Here is a 16,120-nt window from a genome sequence, read left to right as displayed (position 1 = left end):
CGCGTTAAGCTCCGGCTTAGCCAGCGCCGGATGGGGCGCTTTCGAACTGAAGGGGACCCTCTTGCGCCGGGTATCCAAGATCGCTGCCGCGGGCGTGGTGTCCGCGGCCCTCGCGCTGACCGCCACCGCCTGCGGCAGCAGCTCCACCGACAGCGGCAGCAAGGACAAGGGCGTCGGCATGGCCTACGACGTCGGCGGTCGTGGCGACCACTCCTTCAACGACTCCGCGGCCCGTGGCATGGACAAGGCCACCAAGGAGTTCAAGCTCGGCGAGAAGGAGCAGACCGCCAGCCAGGACGAGACCGAGTCCGACCGCGAGGAGCGGCTGGACCAGCTCGCCGGGGCGGGCTACAACCCGGTGATCGCGGTCGGGTACACCTACGGCGACGCGGTCACCGCGATAGCCAAGAAGTACCCCGACACCACCTTCGCCATCGTCGACTCCGTGGTGGCCGCGAAGAACGTCGACAGCATGGTCTTCGCCACCGAGCAGAGCTCGTACCTCGCCGGGGTGGCCGCCGCGCTGAAGACCAAGACCAACAAGGTCGGCTTCATCGGCGGCGTGCACAACACCCTGATCGGCACCTTCCAGGCCGGCTTCGACCAGGGCGTCAAGGACACCAAGCCCTCGGTCCAGGTCACCGACCAGTACCTGTACGAGACCGACTCCAAGGGCTTCGCCGACCCGGCCGCCGCCACCGGCAAGGCCAAGGGCATGCTCGACAAGGGCAACGACGTCATCTACACCGCGGCCGGCCTGTCCGGCGACGGTTCGATCCAGACGATCGCCGGCAAGCCCGGCACCTGGGCGATCGGCGTCGACTCCGACCAGTACCAGGACCCGGCGCTGGCGAAGTACAACAAGCAGATCCTCACCTCGGCGGTGAAGAACGTCGATGTGGCCGTGTACGACCTGATCAAGTCGGTGCACGACGGCAAGCCGAAGACCGGCACCAACACCTACGACCTCGCCAACGGCGGTGTCTCGCTGTCCACTTCGGGTGGCTTCATCACCGACATCCAGGCGCAGCTCGACGCCGCCAAGCAGAAGATCGTCTCGGGGGCGATCAAGGTCAAGTCGACTCCGTGACCCACCCCGGGGTCACGCGGTGGCCCACCCGGGTCGCTCGCTGACCCGCTCCGGGTGAACCGGTAGTCCACGGCAGGACCGCAGCGCGGAGGCTCGGCAGGGGGGTTGCTCCGGCACCCCCTTGCCGGGCCTTCCTCTTGCCGTTCCCTTGCCGTCTCGTTGCCGTGGCTGCCCGCCTGCTGTGGATCTCTGCCGCAACGCGCGTAGATTCACCTCGGCGCGATACCTTCACCCCCACGTTCTGCCCGCCCGAGCTTTCCCCGAGGGGAGTGCGCCATCAACGCGTCCACGAGTCCACCCGCGCCGATCCCGTCGCAGCCGCCGCAACCCGGCAGCGCGGCCGCGGTCGAGCTGCGCGGCATCACCAAGCGCTTCCCCGGGGTCGTCGCCAACCACGACATCGACATCACCGTGCGCGGTGGCACCGTGCATGCCCTCGTGGGCGAGAACGGCGCCGGCAAGTCCACCCTGATGAAGATCCTCTACGGCATGCAGAAGCCGGACGAGGGCACCATCGCGATCAACGGCGAGCAGGTCTCCTTCGGCGACCCGGGCGCCGCGATCGCCCGCGGCATCGGCATGGTGCACCAGCACTTCATGCTCGCCGACAACCTGACCGTGCTGGAGAACATCGTGCTGGGCAGCGAGAAGCTGCACGGCATCGGCGGCCGGGCCAAGGCGAAGATCACCGAGATATCCGACGCGTACGGCCTGGGGGTGCGGCCCGACGTCCTCGTGGAGGACCTGGGCGTGGCCGACCGCCAGCGGGTGGAGATCCTCAAGGTCCTCTACCGCGGCGCCCGCATCCTCATCCTCGACGAGCCCACCGCGGTCCTGGTGCCGCAGGAGGTCGACGCGCTCTTCGAGAACCTGCGCGGGCTGAAGTCCCAGGGCCTGACGGTCATCTTCATCTCGCACAAGCTCGGCGAGGTGCTCTCGGTCGCCGACGAGATCACCGTCATCCGGCGCGGCACCACCGTCGGCAGCGCGGACCCCGCGCACACCACCGCCAAGCAGCTCGCCGAACTGATGGTCGGCAGCGAACTGCCCTCGCCGGAGACCCGCGAGTCCACCGTCACCGACGAGGCGATGCTCAGCGTCGCCGGCCTGCGGCTGGCCGCGGTCGACCCGGAGGGCGTCGAGCGCATCCTGCTGGACGACGTCGGGTTCACCATCCACAAGGGCGAAGTGCTCGGCATCGCGGGCGTCGAGGGCAACGGCCAGGCCGAACTGGTCGAGGCGATCATGGGCATCCGCGCGCTGGACGCCGGTTCGCTCGTGCTGGACGGCCGGGACATCACCACCGTGCCGACCCGGCGCCGCCGCGAGGACGGCATCGGCTACATCCCCGAGGACCGGCACCGGCACGGCCTGCTGCTGGAAGCGCCGCTGTGGGAGAACCGCATCCTCGGCCACGTCACCGAGCAGCCCAACAGCCGGGGCTTCCTGATCGACCCGGCCGCCGCCCGCCGCGACACCGAGCGGATCGTCCGCGAGTACGACGTGCGCACCCCCGGTATCGAGGTCACCGCGGCCTCGCTGTCCGGTGGCAACCAGCAGAAGCTGATCGTCGGGCGCGAGATGAGCCACCTGCCGAAGCTGCTGATCGCCGCGCACCCGACCCGGGGCGTGGACGTCGGCGCGCAGGCGCAGATCTGGGACCAGATCCGCGAGGCCCGCCGCGAGGGCCTGGCGGTCCTGCTGATCTCCGCGGACCTGGACGAGCTGATCGGCCTGTCCGACACGCTGCGGGTGATGTACCGGGGCCGGTTGGTCGCGGACGCCGATCCGTCGACGATCACCCCGGAGCAACTGGGTTCGGCGATGACCGGCGCCGCGTCCGGCCACCTTGAGCGGCAGACCGGGGACGCCGGTCCGGCCGGAGCGGCCGAGCCGGCCGGGGGAGAGGACCGATGAAGAAGTTCGACAAGGACCGCGCCCTACTGGGGATCGCCGCGCCGGTGCTGGCCGTGGTCAGCGCGCTGGTGGTCACCGCGCTGGTGCTGCTGGCCACCGGCAAGGAGCCGTTCCACGCGTTCAACGTGATGGCCACCTACGGCAGCAAGTCCAACAGCCAGGTCTACATCCTCAACAAGGCCACCACGTACTACCTGGCCGGCCTCGCGGTCGCCGTCGGCTTCCGGATGAACCTGTTCAACATCGGTGTCGACGGGCAGTACCGGCTGGCGGCGTTCTTCGCGGCCGTGGTCGGCGGCGCGCTGTCCATCCCGGGCATCGTCGAGGTGCCCGTGATCATCCTGACCGCGATGGCGGTCGGCGCGGCGTGGGCGGCGATCGCCGGCGTGCTGAAGGTGACCCGCGGGGTCAGCGAGGTCATCTCCACGATCATGCTGAACTCGATCGCGGGCATCGTGATCGGCTACTTCCTGCAAGGCGGCCGGCTCGGCGTGCTCGACAAGAACGCCAACATGGTGTCCACCAAGCCGATTCCGGTCTCCAGCCACCTGTTCAGCTTCAAGACCGCCACCGATCCGATCTTCGGCTTCATCGTCTTCGCGGTGCTGGCCGGCGTCGTCTACTGGTTCCTGCTCTCCCGCACCCGCTTCGGCTTCGACCTGCGGGCGGTCGGCCGCTCGGAGTCCGCGGCCGAGGCGAGCGGGGTCAGCGTCAAGCGGATGGTGATCAGCAGCATGCTGATCTCCGGCGCCATGGCGGGCCTGGTCGGCATGCCGACGCTGCTCAACCAGTCCTACGACTACGGCACCGACTTCCCGACCGGCATCGGCTTCACCGGGATCGCGGTCGCCCTGCTGGGCCGCAACAACCCGATCGGCATCGGCGTCGGCGCGCTGCTGTGGGCGTTCCTCGAACGCTCCTCCGCGGGCCTGGAGTTCCAGGGGTACGACAAGGAGATCGTCGGCGTCATCCAGGGCGTGATCGTGCTCGCGGTGGTCATCGCGTACGAACTGGTGCGCCGCTACGGCCTCACCCGGCAGCAACGCCAGGTCGGCGCGGAACTCGCCGCGGCCGGCGCGGGCAGTGACGACAAGCAGGAGGTCGCGGCATGAGTGCCACCACGACTCAGACGCCGCCGCCCGCCGCGCCGCGGGTGAAGCCCGCGGGCCGGGCGAACGGGCGGATCAAGCTCACCCTGCCGGTGGTCCTGCTGATCATCGCGGGCGCGCTGATCGCGGTCTCCGCGGTGCGCGCGGTCACCGGCGCGGAGGACGTCACCTCCTCCGGGCAGGTCGCGGGCGCGCTGGCCAGCGCGGTGCCGATCGGCCTGGCGGGCCTGGCCGGCCTGTGGTCGGAACGGGCCGGGGTGGTCAACATCGGCCTCGAGGGCATGATGATCCTCGGTACGTTCTTCGGCGCGTGGGCGGGCTGGCAGACCAACGCGTGGGTCGCGGTGCTGGCCGGCGTCCTCGGCGGCGCCCTGGGCGGCCTGGTGCACGCGATCGTCACCATCACCTTCGGGGTGGACCACATCGTGGCCGGTGTCGCGATGAACATCCTCGCCGCCGGCGTCACCTCCTACCTCGCCAAGCGCTGGTTCAACGTCGGCGAGGCCGCGCGCAAGGGCGGCACGCCCAAGCAGTCGCCACAGCTGGACAACGCCAAGCAGTTCACCGTGCCCGGCCTCTCGCACTGGCTGGACAGCGTGGAGAAACACCACTGGTTCGTCATCTCCGACCTCGCCGGGATGATCGGCGGCCTGGTGACCGACATCTCCGCGATCACGCTGCTGGCCATCGTGCTGTTCGTGGCGACGTTCTTCATCCTGTGGCGCACGCCGTTCGGGCTGCGGCTGCGGTCCTGCGGCGAGAACCCGGTGGCCGCCGAGTCGCTGGGCGTCAACGTCTACACGTACAAGTACGCCGCGGTGATCATCTCCGGCGGGCTCGCCGGACTCGGCGGGGTGTTCCTCGCCATGAGCACGCACTTCTACCTCGAAGGGCAGACCGGCGGCCGCGGCTACATCGGTCTGGCCGCGATGATCTTCGGCAACTGGCGGCCGGGCGGTCTGGCCATGGGCGCCGGGCTCTTCGGCTACGCCGACAGCCTCCAACTGCGCAACGGCGGCCCGTCGGTGCACGCGCTGCTGCTGCTGATCGCGGTGCTGCTGCTGGCCATGGCGGTGTGGAAGTTCTACCGCGGCGCGCGGATCGGCGCGGCCGTGGCGCTGGGCTTCGCGGTGCTGCTGGCAGTCTGGTACATGCTGACCGACTCCGTGCCCGACGAGATCGTGGAGGGCACGCCGTATGTCGTGACGCTGCTGGTCATGGGCCTGTCGGCACAACGGCTACGGATGCCGAAGGCGGACGGCCTCCCGTACCGGAAGGGGCAGAGCGGATGACGGACGACACCGGAGGACCGGCCGAGGGCGGGTTCGACGGGCGCGGCGGGGCCGGGCCGCTGCCGGGGACCGGCGCGCTGCCGGCCGCCGCGGCGGTGCCCGGGCCCGACGTGGACTGGAAGGCGCTGCGCAGCGCCGCCCGGGAGGCCATGGAGCGGGCGTACGCGCCCTACTCGGGCTTCCCGGTCGGCGCGGCCGCGCTCACCGACGACGGCCGCACCGTGGTCGGCTGCAACGTGGAGAACGCCGCCTACGGGGTCGCGCTGTGTGCCGAGTGCGGGCTCGTCTCGGCGCTGCACGCCTCCGGCGGCGGCCGGCTGGTCGCCTTCTCCTGCTCCGACCTGCGCGGCGACCTGCTCATGCCGTGCGGGCGCTGCCGGCAACTGCTGTGGGAGCACGGCGGCCCCGAAATGCTCGTCGACACCCCGCGCGGGGTACGGCCGATGAGCGATGTCCTGCCCGACGCCTTCGGACCCGAAGACCTCAACCGCTAGGAACCCCCGTTTCATGGACGCCATTTCCGTCATCCGTGCCAAGCGCGACCGCGGCCGGCTCGGCGACGAGCAGATCGACTGGGTGATCGACGCCTACACCCGCGGCGAGGTCGCCGACGAGCAGATGTCGGCGCTGGCCATGGCGATCCTGCTCAACGGCATGGACCGGGCCGAGATCGCCCGCTGGACCGCCGCGATGATCGCCTCCGGCGAGCGGATGGACTTCTCCGGGCTGGCCCGGCCCACCGCCGACAAGCACTCCACCGGCGGGGTCGGCGACAAGATCACGCTGCCGCTGGCACCGCTGGTCGCCGCCTGCGGCGCGGCCGTGCCGCAGCTGTCCGGGCGCGGCCTGGGCCACACCGGCGGCACCCTCGACAAGCTGGAGTCCATCCCGGGCTGGCGGGCCTCGCTCGGCAACGACGAGATGCTCGCGGTCCTCGCCGACGTCGGCGCCGTGATCTGCGCCGCCGGGGACGGGCTGGCGCCGGCCGACAAGAAGCTGTACGCGCTGCGGGACGTGACCGGGACCGTCGAGTCGATCCCGCTGATCGCCTCCTCGATCATGTCCAAGAAGATCGCCGAGGGCACCGGCGCGCTCGTCCTGGACGTCAAGGTCGGCTCCGGCGCGTTCATGAAGTCCCTCGACGACGCCCGCGAGTTGGCGTCCACCATGGTCGGGCTCGGCACCGACCACGGGGTGCGCACCGTCGCGCTGCTCACCGACATGTCCACCCCGCTCGGCCGCACCGCGGGCAACGCGCTCGAAGTACGCGAGTCCGTCGAGGTGCTGGCCGGCGGCGGCCCCGCCGACGTCGTCGAGCTCACCCTCGCGCTCGCCCGCGAGATGCTCGACGCCGCAGGGCTGGCCGACGCCGACCCCGCCAAGGCGCTCGCCGACGGTTCCGCGATGGACGCGTGGCGCCGGATGATCAAGGCGCAAGGCGGCGACCCCGGGGCCGCCCTGCCCGTCGCCCGCGAGCAGCACGTCCTGGCGGCTCCCGCGAGTGGCGTTCTCACCGTGCTCGACGCCTACGCCGTCGGCGTCGCCGCCTGGCGGCTCGGGGCCGGCCGCGCCCGCAAGGAGGACTCCGTCCAGGCGGGTGCGGGTATCGAACTGCACGCCAAACCGGGTGATGTGGTCACCCAGGGCGCCCCTCTCCTCACCCTCCACACCGACACCCCGGAGAAGTTCGAGGGCGCCCTGGAGGCGTTGAACGACGCCTTCTCGATCGCCCCGGCCGGCACGTCCTTCACCCCGCCGCCGATCGTCCTCGACCGCATCGCCCGCGCATGACGGTGTGCTGACCCCCCGGGCTGCCCGTCCACGCCGTCACGGGACCGCGAGGTCCCGTGGCACGCGGGACGGGGCAGCCGGGCGGGTCGGGGGCGGGCTTCACGCCCTCAGGGAGCGGCCGAAGCCCGAGGCCAGGGGCATCCGCAGACCCAGGGGCGGCGGAGCCGCGAGCGCGTCGGCGACGGGACGCGCGAAGGGCCGCTCCAGGAGGGAGCCGAGGACGAAGTCCGCGGTGAGCGCGAAGACTTCCGGCCGGTGGTGGTGCAACCCGTGCCCATCGGTGTGCACCTCGAACCTGCACACCTCGCGGTTGACCTTCTTCGCCCGCTCGGCGAGCCCGTACGACAACTCCGGGTCGGTCGTGGCGTCGTCGGTGCCGTGCACGATCAGCACCTGCCGCCCGTTGAGCTGCTTCACCGGCTCCGGCTCGGGCCCCTCCGGCAGCCAGGGTGCGAGCGCGACGACGGAACGCACGGCGGAGTGCCCGCCGGCGTGGAGTGCCGCCCGCGCGCCCATGTCCAGCCCGACCAGGCACACGGGCACGTCGCCGTAGCGGCGCACCGCCTCGCTGACCGCCCACTCCGCGTCCTCCGCGGGGTGCGCGTGGCCGCCGTTCCAGCCGCGGAAGCGGTAGTGCACGACGTGCGCCGCCACCCCGTCGGCCGCGCCGGCCCGTACGAGGTGCCGGGCCAGCGGCCATATCGCGGCCGCGGCCATCGGAGAACGCCGGCGGGTGCTCAGCGCGTTGCCGCCCGGCAGCGCGAGCACCACCGCGCGTACGGTCGGCACTTCGGCACGCTGCTCGCGCTGCCGGGGCACGAGACCGGGTGCGACCTGCCGCCCGAGTCGCGCGCCACGTGCCGGTAATGCTTGCGAAGCCATGGCGCAACGATGGCAGACAGGAGGGTGTGCGTTCGATGGCCAAGCGGAAAATAGTTGGCCCGAACACGATATCTACGCGCGTAGGGGCTATCGTTCGGTCATGGAGAACGCCACACCGAACCTCCCCGCGGGGGAGCAGATCCGCCGTGCCCCGAAAGTCCTGCTCCACGACCACCTCGACGGCGGGCTGCGGCCCGGCACGATCGTGGACATCGCGCGAGCGACCGGATACCGAGCGCTGCCCGAGACCGACCCGGACAAGCTCGGCCGTTGGTTCCGCGAGGCGGCCGACTCCGGCTCCCTGGAACGCTATCTGGAGACGTTCACGCACACCTGCGCGGTGATGCAGACCCGCGACGCGCTGGTCCGGGTCGCGGCGGAGTGCGCCGAGGACCTGGCCGCCGACGGCGTGGTCTACGCCGAGGTGCGGTACGCCCCCGAGCAGCACCTGGAGGGCGGGCTCACCCTGGAGGAGGTCGTCGAGGCGGTCAACGAGGGCTTCCGCGAAGGCGAGCGGCGCGCCCGCGAGGATGGCAACCGGATCAGGGTCGGCGCCCTGCTGACCGCGATGCGGCACGCCGCCCGCTCCCAGGAGATCGCCGAACTCGCCAACCGCTACCGGGACCTGGGCGTCGTCGGCTTCGACATCGCCGGCGCCGAGGCGGGCTTCCCGCCCACCCGGCACCTGGACGCGTTCGACTACCTCAAGCGCGAGAACAACCACTTCACCATCCACGCCGGCGAGGCGTTCGGGCTGCCGTCGATCTGGCAGGCCCTCCAGTGGTGCGGCGCGGACCGGCTCGGCCACGGGGTGCGGATCATCGACGACATCACGGTCGACGACGACGGCGTGCACCTGGGCCGGCTCGCCTCCTACGTCCGCGACAAGCGGGTGCCGCTGGAGATGTGCCCGACCTCCAACCTGCAGACCGGCGCGGCCTCCTCCTACCGGGAGCACCCGATCGGGCTGCTGCGGCGGCTGCACTTCAGGGTCACGGTCAACACCGACAACCGGCTGATGTCCGGGACCAGCATGAGCGAGGAGTTCGCCCACCTGATCGAGGCGTTCGGATACACCTTCGACGACATGCAGTGGTTCACCGTCAACGCGATGAAGTCCGCGTTCATCCCTTTTGACGAACGACTCGCCATGATCAACGAGGTGATCAAGCCCGGATACGCCGAACTCAAGGCCGAGTGGCTGTTCGCACCGGGTGTCGCCGTACCGCCCGTGGCCAGCGGTTCCGCCGCCGGGCGGGGCTGATCGGAGCGGTGGCGCGGCGTGACCCGCCAAAAGGTCACGGCCGCGCCATGCCGCTTGCACACGACGCGTTCGGCTGACTACGTTCCGACGTCATGCAGACCCTCACCAAGAAGACCCTCACGACCGCCGCCCTCGGCCTGGCTGTCACCGCCGCCGCGGCCGGTACCGCCTCCGCCGCCGGCCTGGTGCAGTCGAGCGACGCCCTCGCGCCGGTCGGCTCGGCCGCCAACCTGGTGCCCGGTGCCACGTCCACGGTGTCCGGTGCGCAGACCGCGCTCAGCAACGGGACGACAGCGCTGCCGACGGGTTCGGCGAGCAACCTGCTGCCGTCGAACAACCACGTCTCGGGCAACTCCCTCGGCCCGGCCACCGGCCTGCTCGGCGGGCTCCCGGTCGGGGGCTGACCGCTTCTCGGGGTGCCCTGACCCTCCCGGGCGCCCCGGTCCGCCGGTTGCGGGACCTCGCGTCCGGCGGTGGCCGCTCGTGCGCCGCGCTCCGCGCTCCTGAGTCCGTGGCCGTCCTTCCGTGGAAGGACGGCCACGGCAGGAGGCGCGGAGCGCTGTGCTTTCCGAGCTTTCCGAGGGCTTCGCGCGCACCCGGGCGACCCGCGCACCTTTGCCGCAGCGGACCCTGGCGGTCAGCCGACCCTGGCGGTCAGGGCACGCTCGCGGGCACGGGCTCGCGGGCCGGGGGAGCCGGCTCGGTCGTGCGCAGGAGGCGGCGCCTGGCCGCGGGAACGACCAGCAGGTGGGCCGCGGCGACGCCCACCGTGTTGAGGATCAGCGCGTCGATGTCGAAGATCTGCCCGGGAACCATCGTCTGGGAGAACTCCAGCAGCATCGACACCATCAGACCGGCGAAGACCGTACGGACGAAGGACGCGAGCGCCGACGCCTCCGCGCGCCCGCCGGCCATCGGCAGCAGGACGCCGAGCGGCGCCAGCAACCCGAGCCCCGCGCCGAGCCGCTGGGCGGCCTCGACCGGGCCTCTCGCGAGGTCGTCGCGGATCGTGTCGAGCGGCCGCAGGTTGGGCGCGGACACCCAGGCCACGTAATGCGGCCGCAGCAGCAGCCACCCGATCAACACCAGATACGCGGCGGTGAGCAGCAGCCCGGCCGCGCGCACCCTGAAGACGAAGCCGTCGTGCCGCACGTTCTCGATGACGTCCGGGCCGTGCGTGCCGGTTCCCGTTCCGCTACCGCGACACGCCTTTCACCTGCGTGATCCCGATCACAAGGTGCTCCCGGGACCGGCGGGCGACGCCCCGCCGCCCCGCGCCCGGGCGGTCAACTGACGGGCGTGCCCGCGCTGTCCGCCGCGTCGGAGCGGGTGCGCAGATCCGGCGTGCACGTGTACGAGCGCAGCTTGCTGTCCGGCCCGGGGCCGCCGAGGACCACCGAACCGCCGGGCGAGATCAGCGGATCGGCGGCCAGCGTGCAGACGATCTGGGCGAGCGCGAAGGACGGCAGGTCCTGCGGCCGGTCGTTGAGCAGCAGCGCGTCCTTGTGGTCGCCCTGCCCGGTCGCGAAGACCTCAAGGGTGCCGGGCACCGCCGTGGAGAACCCGCCCTTGCTCTCGGCGGTGCGCGGGCTGATCTGGAGCTGGGCGAGGAGCAACCTGACCTCGTTGAAGCGGTCGATCCGGCCGTCCCGCACTTCGACGCTGCGGCTGACCGGTGTGACCTGGGTGTTGCAGACCAGGTAGATCTTCTCGGCCATCGCGTCCGGTCCGGGGGTGGCGGGCGCCTTGGGCGGCGCGCAGGCCACCCGGGAGGGCGCGGGGCCGTCGTCCACCGGCACGGTGGTGGTGCGGATGCCGCACCCGGCCAGCGCGGTCAGCGCGGCGCACGAAGCCGCCAGAACGGCCACGGACCCGCGCGGGGTGCGTATCCGGCCACCGGGGCGCACCCGCCGCCCGCCGGGCCGTGTGGCGCCCGCCGGAGCGTTCCTCGCCGTCATCACGCGCTCCCCGCCGGCCCGTCGGTGCCGCCCGCGCGGTCACCCGCGCCGTTCCTGCCGGCCGAGCCGGCGGTTCCGGCCCCCGCGGGCCCGTCGCTCCCGCCGTTCCCGCCGCCCGCCCGGCTCGCCTCGGTGGCGCCGCTCGGGCCGCGCCCACCGCCGCCCGCGCCCTCCGCGCCGTCCTCGCCCTCGTCCGCCCGCGGCCGTACCGGCATGCGCAGCGTGAACACGGCGCCGCCGTGCGGGCCGTTGGCGGCCGTGATGTCGCCGCCGTGGATGTGGGCGTTCTCCATCGCGATGGACAGGCCCAGGCCGCTGCCCTCGGAGCGGGCCCGGGAGGCGTCGGCCTTGTAGAAACGGTCGAAGACGTGCGGCAGCACGTCCTCGGGGATGCCGGGGCCGCGGTCGGAGACCACGATCACGATCTCGCCGTCCTCGCCGCCCTCCCGGCGCAGGGTGACCCGTACCGGGGAGCCGCCGTGCTTGAGCGCGTTGCCGATCAGGTTCGCCATGATCACGTCGAGCCGGCGCGGGTCGATGGTGGCCAGCAGCCCGCGCGGCGCGTCCAGTTCCACCGAGTCCAGCCAGGCCCGCGCGTCCATGCACGCCATGATCATGTCGGCGACGTCGACCTCGTCGACCCGCAGCTTCGCCGTCCCGGCGTCGAACCGGGTGACCTCCATCAACGTCTCCACCAGTTCGTTCAGCCGCCGGGTCTCGCTGACCACCAGCCGTACCGCCGGGGCGATCATCGGGTCCAGCGCGTCCGCCTCGTCCTCCAGCACGTCGGTGACCGCGGTGATGGCGGTCAGCGGGGTGCGCAGCTCGTGCGACATGTCGGCCACGAAGCGGCGGCTGGCGGCCTCGCGGGCCCGCAACTCCTCGACCCGGCCCTCCAGCTGCTCGGCGGCGTTGTTGAAGGTCCGCGACATCTCGGCGAGTTCGTCGGTGCCCGACACCTTCAGCCGGGTGTCCAACTGCCCCTCGCCGAGCCGCTTGGCGGCCTCGCCCAGCCGCCGCACCGGGCGCAGCACCGCGGAGCCGGCCGCCTGCGCCAGCAGGGCCGCGCCGATCAGGGCCAGCAGCGTGGCGATGCCCAGCGACCACGCGAGCGAGTTGAGGTCCTTGCGCTCGGCGTCCAGGGACTTGAGCATGTAGCCGGTCGGGCCGTTGTCGTTGATCCGCGCGCCCGCCACCAGATAGGGGTGGTCCTCCAGCGAGATCCGCTCCCAGTGCAGGTGGTAGCGGTCGTCGTCCTTCGTGTGCTTGGTGTTCACCGCCCGCACCAGCGACGCGGGCACGTCGTCCATCGAGAACGTGCTCCCGTCCGACTGCTCCGCGCACCGCCCGTCGGCCGAGGAGTCGATCAGGATGACCTGATACGTGTCCGGGCCGCCGATCCGGTTCGCGGCCATGCCCAGCGACTCGCAGGTCGGCTGCACCGGCAGCGAGGCGGCGTTGCGCTGCAACGAGTCGCGGAAGTCGTCGAGCGCGCTGTTCTGCGCCCGCGTCAGCACCGCGTCGCGGTTGAGCCAGTACGCGATGCCCGACACCGACACCGCCGCGGTCAGCGCCACCAGCGCGAACACCGCGATCAGCCGCAGCCGCAGGCTGGTCCAGCGCAACAGCCAGAACGGGCTGCCTTGGGCACGGCTCACTGAGGCGTGTCCAGGCGGTAGCCGACACCACGGACGGTACGGATCAGGGTCGGCGACGACGGTACGTCCTCGATCTTCGCGCGTAGCCGCTGCACGCAGGCGTCCACCAGCCGCGAGTCGCCGAGGTAGTCGTGCTCCCACACCAGCCGCAGCAGCTGCTGCCGCGACAGCGCCTGGCCCGGCCGCCGGCTCAGCTCCAGCAGCAACCGCAGCTCGGTCGGCGTGAGCTGCAGGTCCTGGCCGTCCTTGGTGACGGTCATCGCGCTGCGGTCGATCACGATCGCGCCGAACGCGGCCGAGTCGGTGCTGTCGCGCTCGCCGCGCCGCAGCACCGCGCGGATACGCGCGTCCAGCACGCGCGGCTGCACGGGCTTGATCACGTAGTCGTCGGCGCCGGACTCCAGGCCCACCACCACGTCGATGTCGTCGCTGCGCGCGGTGAGCAGGATGATCGGCAACTGGTCGGTGCGCCGGATACGCCGGCACACCTCGAAGCCGTCGATCCCGGGCAGCATCACGTCCAACACGATCAGGTCAGGGCGCTGCTCCTTGAGCAGTCTCAGCCCGTCCTCGCCCGTCGCAGCGGCCACCACGCGGTGACCCTGACGGGACAGGCCGAGTTCGAGACCCGTACGGATGGCGTCGTCATCCTCGATCAGCAACAGGAAAGGCACGGGCGCCATTGTTGCCTACCCGGGCAGGTGAGCGGGAAGGGGTCTCGCGGCATGGTTGTGCTCTCGTTGCAGACGGTGCCCCGTTTTCCGGTTGGGCACCGTCGTGGGTCGAGCCCACCGAGCGGCACCGAGACAGCCGGTCCGGGAGGTCCCGCACATACCCAGGGGCGCGGGGAACCGCGCGACCAGCCCCTACGGGCAGGTGGTCCCTCGACCGACGGAACGGGGCACCCGGGCGGGTCCGCCCAGCCACTTCGCGGGAGCCTCTGTGACGGGTCTGTGACACTCGGCGGACAGCCCGATGAAACTGGCCCGGCAGTCTTATGCCCATCGGAAGAACGCGACGCCACAAAGGCATCGACGCCGAAGACCACGCGGCAGGTTCCACCAACGGGGGCGCGATGATGAACGCACTGCACAGCACCACCACAACCGCAGTTCACACCGCGCACGCGCACCCCGGGTTCCGGGCCACGGAGATGTCCGGTGCTGCGAGCGGACGGGGGTACGTTCGCAGCACCGGACGCGCGACCACCTACCAGGCGCCCCGCCCGCGCCCCGCGCACATCGCGCCGGTCGACTCGGCGGAGCCCACCGACACCGCCACCGCGCCCGGCGCGGAGCGGGTGCCGGCGCAGGCCGGTACGGCACACTCCGCCGAGGCGGAGGCCGCGTTCACCGCATACGTGCAGGAGCGCCGGGCCTCCCTCTACGCCACCGCCTACCACCTCACCGGTGACCGTTTCGCCGCCGAGGACCTGTTGCAGAGCGCGCTGTTCTCCACGTACCGCGCCTGGGACCGGATCAGCGACAAGGCGGCCGTCGGCGGGTACCTGCGGCGCACCATGACCAACCTGCACATCAGCGCGTGGCGGCGGCGCAAGCTCAACGAGTACCCGACGGAGGAGCTGCCCGAGACGGTCGGCGACACCGACGAGATGGGCGGGACCGAGCTGCGGGCCGTGCTGTGGCAGGCGCTCGCGCGGCTGCCCGAGCAGCAGCGCACCATGCTGGTGCTGCGTTACTACGAGGGGCGTACCGACCCGGAGATCGCGGACATCCTCAACATCAGCGTCGGCACCGTGAAGAGCAGCATCTGGCGGTCGCTGCGGCGCATGCGGGAGGACGAGGCGCTGAGCTTCGGGCACAGCGAGGAGGACGCTTTCGGGGAGCTCGTCGCATAGTCCGGGGGGACACGGGGGACTGGGCCGGACGGCACGGAGGGGTGCCGTCCGGCCCTTACCCGTGCGTGCGGCGCCCCTGGCTGCCGGGTGGCCCGCGGGCGACCCCGGGGAGCGGTCAGCTGGGGACGGACGGCGCCGTGGTGGTGGTGCGGGCGGGCCGGGCGGAGTCCATCGCGGCGATACGGGAGAGGGTCTCGCGCTGGTCGCACGGCGTGCAGCCGAACCCGACCTGGCGCCCCACGATCGCGCGCTCCGCGCGGAAGAGGTGCCAGCCGCGCCGCATCAGGAAGCGCACCGACTTGCGCCCCTCGCGCAGGTCGCGCAGGAAGCGGCGCCACGCGGTCGTCGCGGGACTGCCGCGCAGGCAGATCGCGTCGGCCAGCAGCCCGAGTTCGCGGCAGCGCCCGACGATCTCGGCCGCGAAGATGCCCTCGGCGACGAAGTAGGGCGCCCCGGCGAGGTCCAGCCGGCTCCATCCGCTGATCGCGCTGGCCGAGATGTCGTAGCGCGGGGTGTCGGCGCTGCCGCGTTCGCACAGCTCGCCGATCGCGGCGACGGCGGCGTCCGCGTGCCAGGAGCCCGGCGCGTCCCAGTCGACCGCGTCGCCGCCGGGCAGCAGCGGGAGGGTCGGGTCGCCGTCCTCCTTGTAGAAGTCGTCGAGCGCGAGCACCGGCAGCCCGGTGCGGGCGGAGAGCGAGGACTTGCCCGAGCCGGACGGCCCGGCCAGCAGGATCACACGGGAACGGGGAGGTGGACTCACGGACAACGATTCTCCCGCAACCCCGCCCGGAGGGATGACCCGCGGTATGACAACTACCGTTCGCGGTCATTGCGTTACGCTGCGACAGCAACCACTACGTCGACAGGAGCCCGTTCCATGCCCTCGCTGCGCACCGCCCTCGTTCTCACGCTGACCGCCGCGGCGGCCGCGGTCGCCGTACCCGCGGCCACCGCCGTCGCCGCGGACGCCCCGGCGACGCTGCCCGACCTCCAGGGCGCCACCGGCACGCTCCCCACCTCCGGGATCACCTCCGCGCTGCCCACCCAGTCCGTGACCGGCGCCCTCGCCGACGGCGTCGCCCCCGTCCGCGACCTCAAGCTCGACCCGCTCAACAACACCACGGTCGACCCGCTCACCAACGGAGTCGGCTCCCAGGTCGCCGACTTCCGTCCCGTCTCCACCACCGACGCCACCGCCCCCCTCACCAACGGCGGCTCCCTGGGCACCCTCCCCCTCGTCGGCCCCGTCACCGGAGCCGTCACGCGCTGACGCCGGGAAGCGCGGCGCCGTCCTGCCGAGC

General features: G+C 72.0%; 16 protein-coding genes. 10 read left to right on the top strand and 6 right to left on the bottom strand.

What is annotated here, in order from left to right; all coding sequences use genetic code 11:
- The first annotated feature begins 61 nt into the window (after positions 1-61).
- The 6 genes from OG896_RS14225 (at position 62) to OG896_RS14200 (ending at position 7,199) form a co-directional block, all read left to right on the top strand.
- On the top strand, positions 62-1,090 hold the full coding sequence (locus tag OG896_RS14225; RefSeq protein WP_328468381.1) for a BMP family lipoprotein: 1,029 nt from the start codon (positions 62-64) through the stop codon (positions 1,088-1,090).
- 306 nt (positions 1,091-1,396) lie between these two features.
- Entirely contained in the window at positions 1,397-3,007 is a 1,611-nt protein-coding gene (locus OG896_RS14220) for an ABC transporter ATP-binding protein (RefSeq protein ID WP_329373999.1), read from the top strand.
- Positions 3,004-4,119 (top strand): ABC transporter permease, encoded by a 1,116-nt coding sequence (locus tag OG896_RS14215; protein WP_329365547.1) that lies wholly within the window; start codon positions 3,004-3,006, stop codon positions 4,117-4,119. Before OG896_RS14220 ends, OG896_RS14215 begins: the two co-directional genes overlap by 4 nt.
- Complete coding sequence (locus OG896_RS14210) at positions 4,116-5,408, top strand: ABC transporter permease (RefSeq protein WP_329365545.1); 1,293 nt, start codon at positions 4,116-4,118, stop codon at positions 5,406-5,408. Before OG896_RS14215 ends, OG896_RS14210 begins: the two co-directional genes overlap by 4 nt.
- The gene (locus OG896_RS14205; RefSeq protein ID WP_443057035.1) at positions 5,405-5,902 is read left to right on the top strand and encodes a cytidine deaminase; all 498 of its coding nucleotides are present in this window, start codon (positions 5,405-5,407) and stop codon (positions 5,900-5,902) included. The genes OG896_RS14210 and OG896_RS14205 overlap by 4 nt, the downstream gene beginning before the upstream one ends.
- A 13-nt stretch (positions 5,903-5,915) precedes the next feature.
- On the top strand, positions 5,916-7,199 hold the full coding sequence (locus tag OG896_RS14200; protein ID WP_329365542.1) for a thymidine phosphorylase: 1,284 nt from the start codon (positions 5,916-5,918) through the stop codon (positions 7,197-7,199).
- 99 nt (positions 7,200-7,298) lie between these two features.
- Here OG896_RS14200 and OG896_RS14195 read toward each other — a convergent pair whose 3' ends face one another.
- A complete protein-coding gene (locus OG896_RS14195) occupies positions 7,299-8,081 on the bottom strand; it encodes an alpha/beta hydrolase (protein WP_329365540.1) in 783 nt (260 codons plus the stop codon).
- A gap of 100 nt (positions 8,082-8,181) precedes the next feature.
- Between OG896_RS14195 and OG896_RS14190 the strand changes: the two genes are divergently transcribed.
- Positions 8,182-9,345 carry an adenosine deaminase gene (locus tag OG896_RS14190; protein ID WP_329365538.1) on the top strand — a complete coding sequence of 388 codons (1,164 nt, stop codon included), beginning with the start codon at positions 8,182-8,184 and terminating at the stop codon, positions 9,343-9,345.
- A 92-nt stretch (positions 9,346-9,437) separates the two neighbouring features.
- A complete protein-coding gene (locus tag OG896_RS14185) occupies positions 9,438-9,749 on the top strand; it encodes an ATP-binding protein (RefSeq protein WP_329365536.1) in 312 nt (103 codons plus the stop codon).
- 250 nt (positions 9,750-9,999) lie between these two features.
- Here the strand turns inward: OG896_RS14185 and OG896_RS14180 are convergent, their stop codons facing one another.
- The 4 genes from OG896_RS14180 to OG896_RS14165 form a co-directional block, all read right to left on the bottom strand.
- The gene (locus tag OG896_RS14180) at positions 10,000-10,497 is read right to left on the bottom strand and encodes a VanZ family protein (protein WP_328468395.1); all 498 of its coding nucleotides are present in this window, start codon (positions 10,495-10,497) and stop codon (positions 10,000-10,002) included.
- 134 nt (positions 10,498-10,631) lie between these two features.
- On the bottom strand, positions 10,632-11,303 hold the full coding sequence (locus tag OG896_RS14175; protein WP_329365534.1) for a hypothetical protein: 672 nt from the start codon (positions 11,301-11,303) through the stop codon (positions 10,632-10,634).
- Positions 11,303-12,961, bottom strand: a complete 1,659-nt coding sequence (locus OG896_RS14170; protein WP_329365532.1) for a HAMP domain-containing sensor histidine kinase — start codon at positions 12,959-12,961, stop codon at positions 11,303-11,305. The genes OG896_RS14175 and OG896_RS14170 overlap by 1 nt, the downstream gene beginning before the upstream one ends.
- A complete protein-coding gene (locus OG896_RS14165; RefSeq protein WP_328468401.1) occupies positions 12,958-13,635 on the bottom strand; it encodes a response regulator transcription factor in 678 nt (225 codons plus the stop codon). Before OG896_RS14165 ends, OG896_RS14170 begins: the two co-directional genes overlap by 4 nt.
- 404 nt (positions 13,636-14,039) lie before the next feature.
- On the opposite strand from OG896_RS14165, the gene OG896_RS14160 reads away from it, so the two are divergent.
- A complete protein-coding gene (locus OG896_RS14160; protein WP_329373995.1) occupies positions 14,040-14,819 on the top strand; it encodes a SigE family RNA polymerase sigma factor in 780 nt (259 codons plus the stop codon).
- Between the two features lie 115 nt (positions 14,820-14,934).
- On the opposite strand, the gene OG896_RS14155 is transcribed toward OG896_RS14160, so the two are convergent.
- Positions 14,935-15,585 carry an ATP-binding protein gene (locus OG896_RS14155; protein ID WP_329365528.1) on the bottom strand — a complete coding sequence of 217 codons (651 nt, stop codon included), beginning with the start codon at positions 15,583-15,585 and terminating at the stop codon, positions 14,935-14,937.
- Positions 15,586-15,696: 111 nt separating this feature from the next.
- Here OG896_RS14155 and OG896_RS14150 point away from each other — a divergent pair, with 111 nt between their 5' ends.
- Entirely contained in the window at positions 15,697-16,089 is a 393-nt protein-coding gene (locus OG896_RS14150) for a hypothetical protein (RefSeq protein ID WP_329365526.1), read from the top strand.
- The last annotated feature ends 31 nt before the right edge of the window (positions 16,090-16,120 follow it).

Origin of the sequence: Streptomyces sp. NBC_00669 (genome assembly GCF_036226785.1) — a bacterium.
Classification (GTDB): Bacteria; Actinomycetota; Actinomycetes; order Streptomycetales; family Streptomycetaceae; genus Actinacidiphila.
Note: the sequence above shows the minus strand (reverse complement) of the source record. Positions and strands in the feature narration are given on the sequence as shown.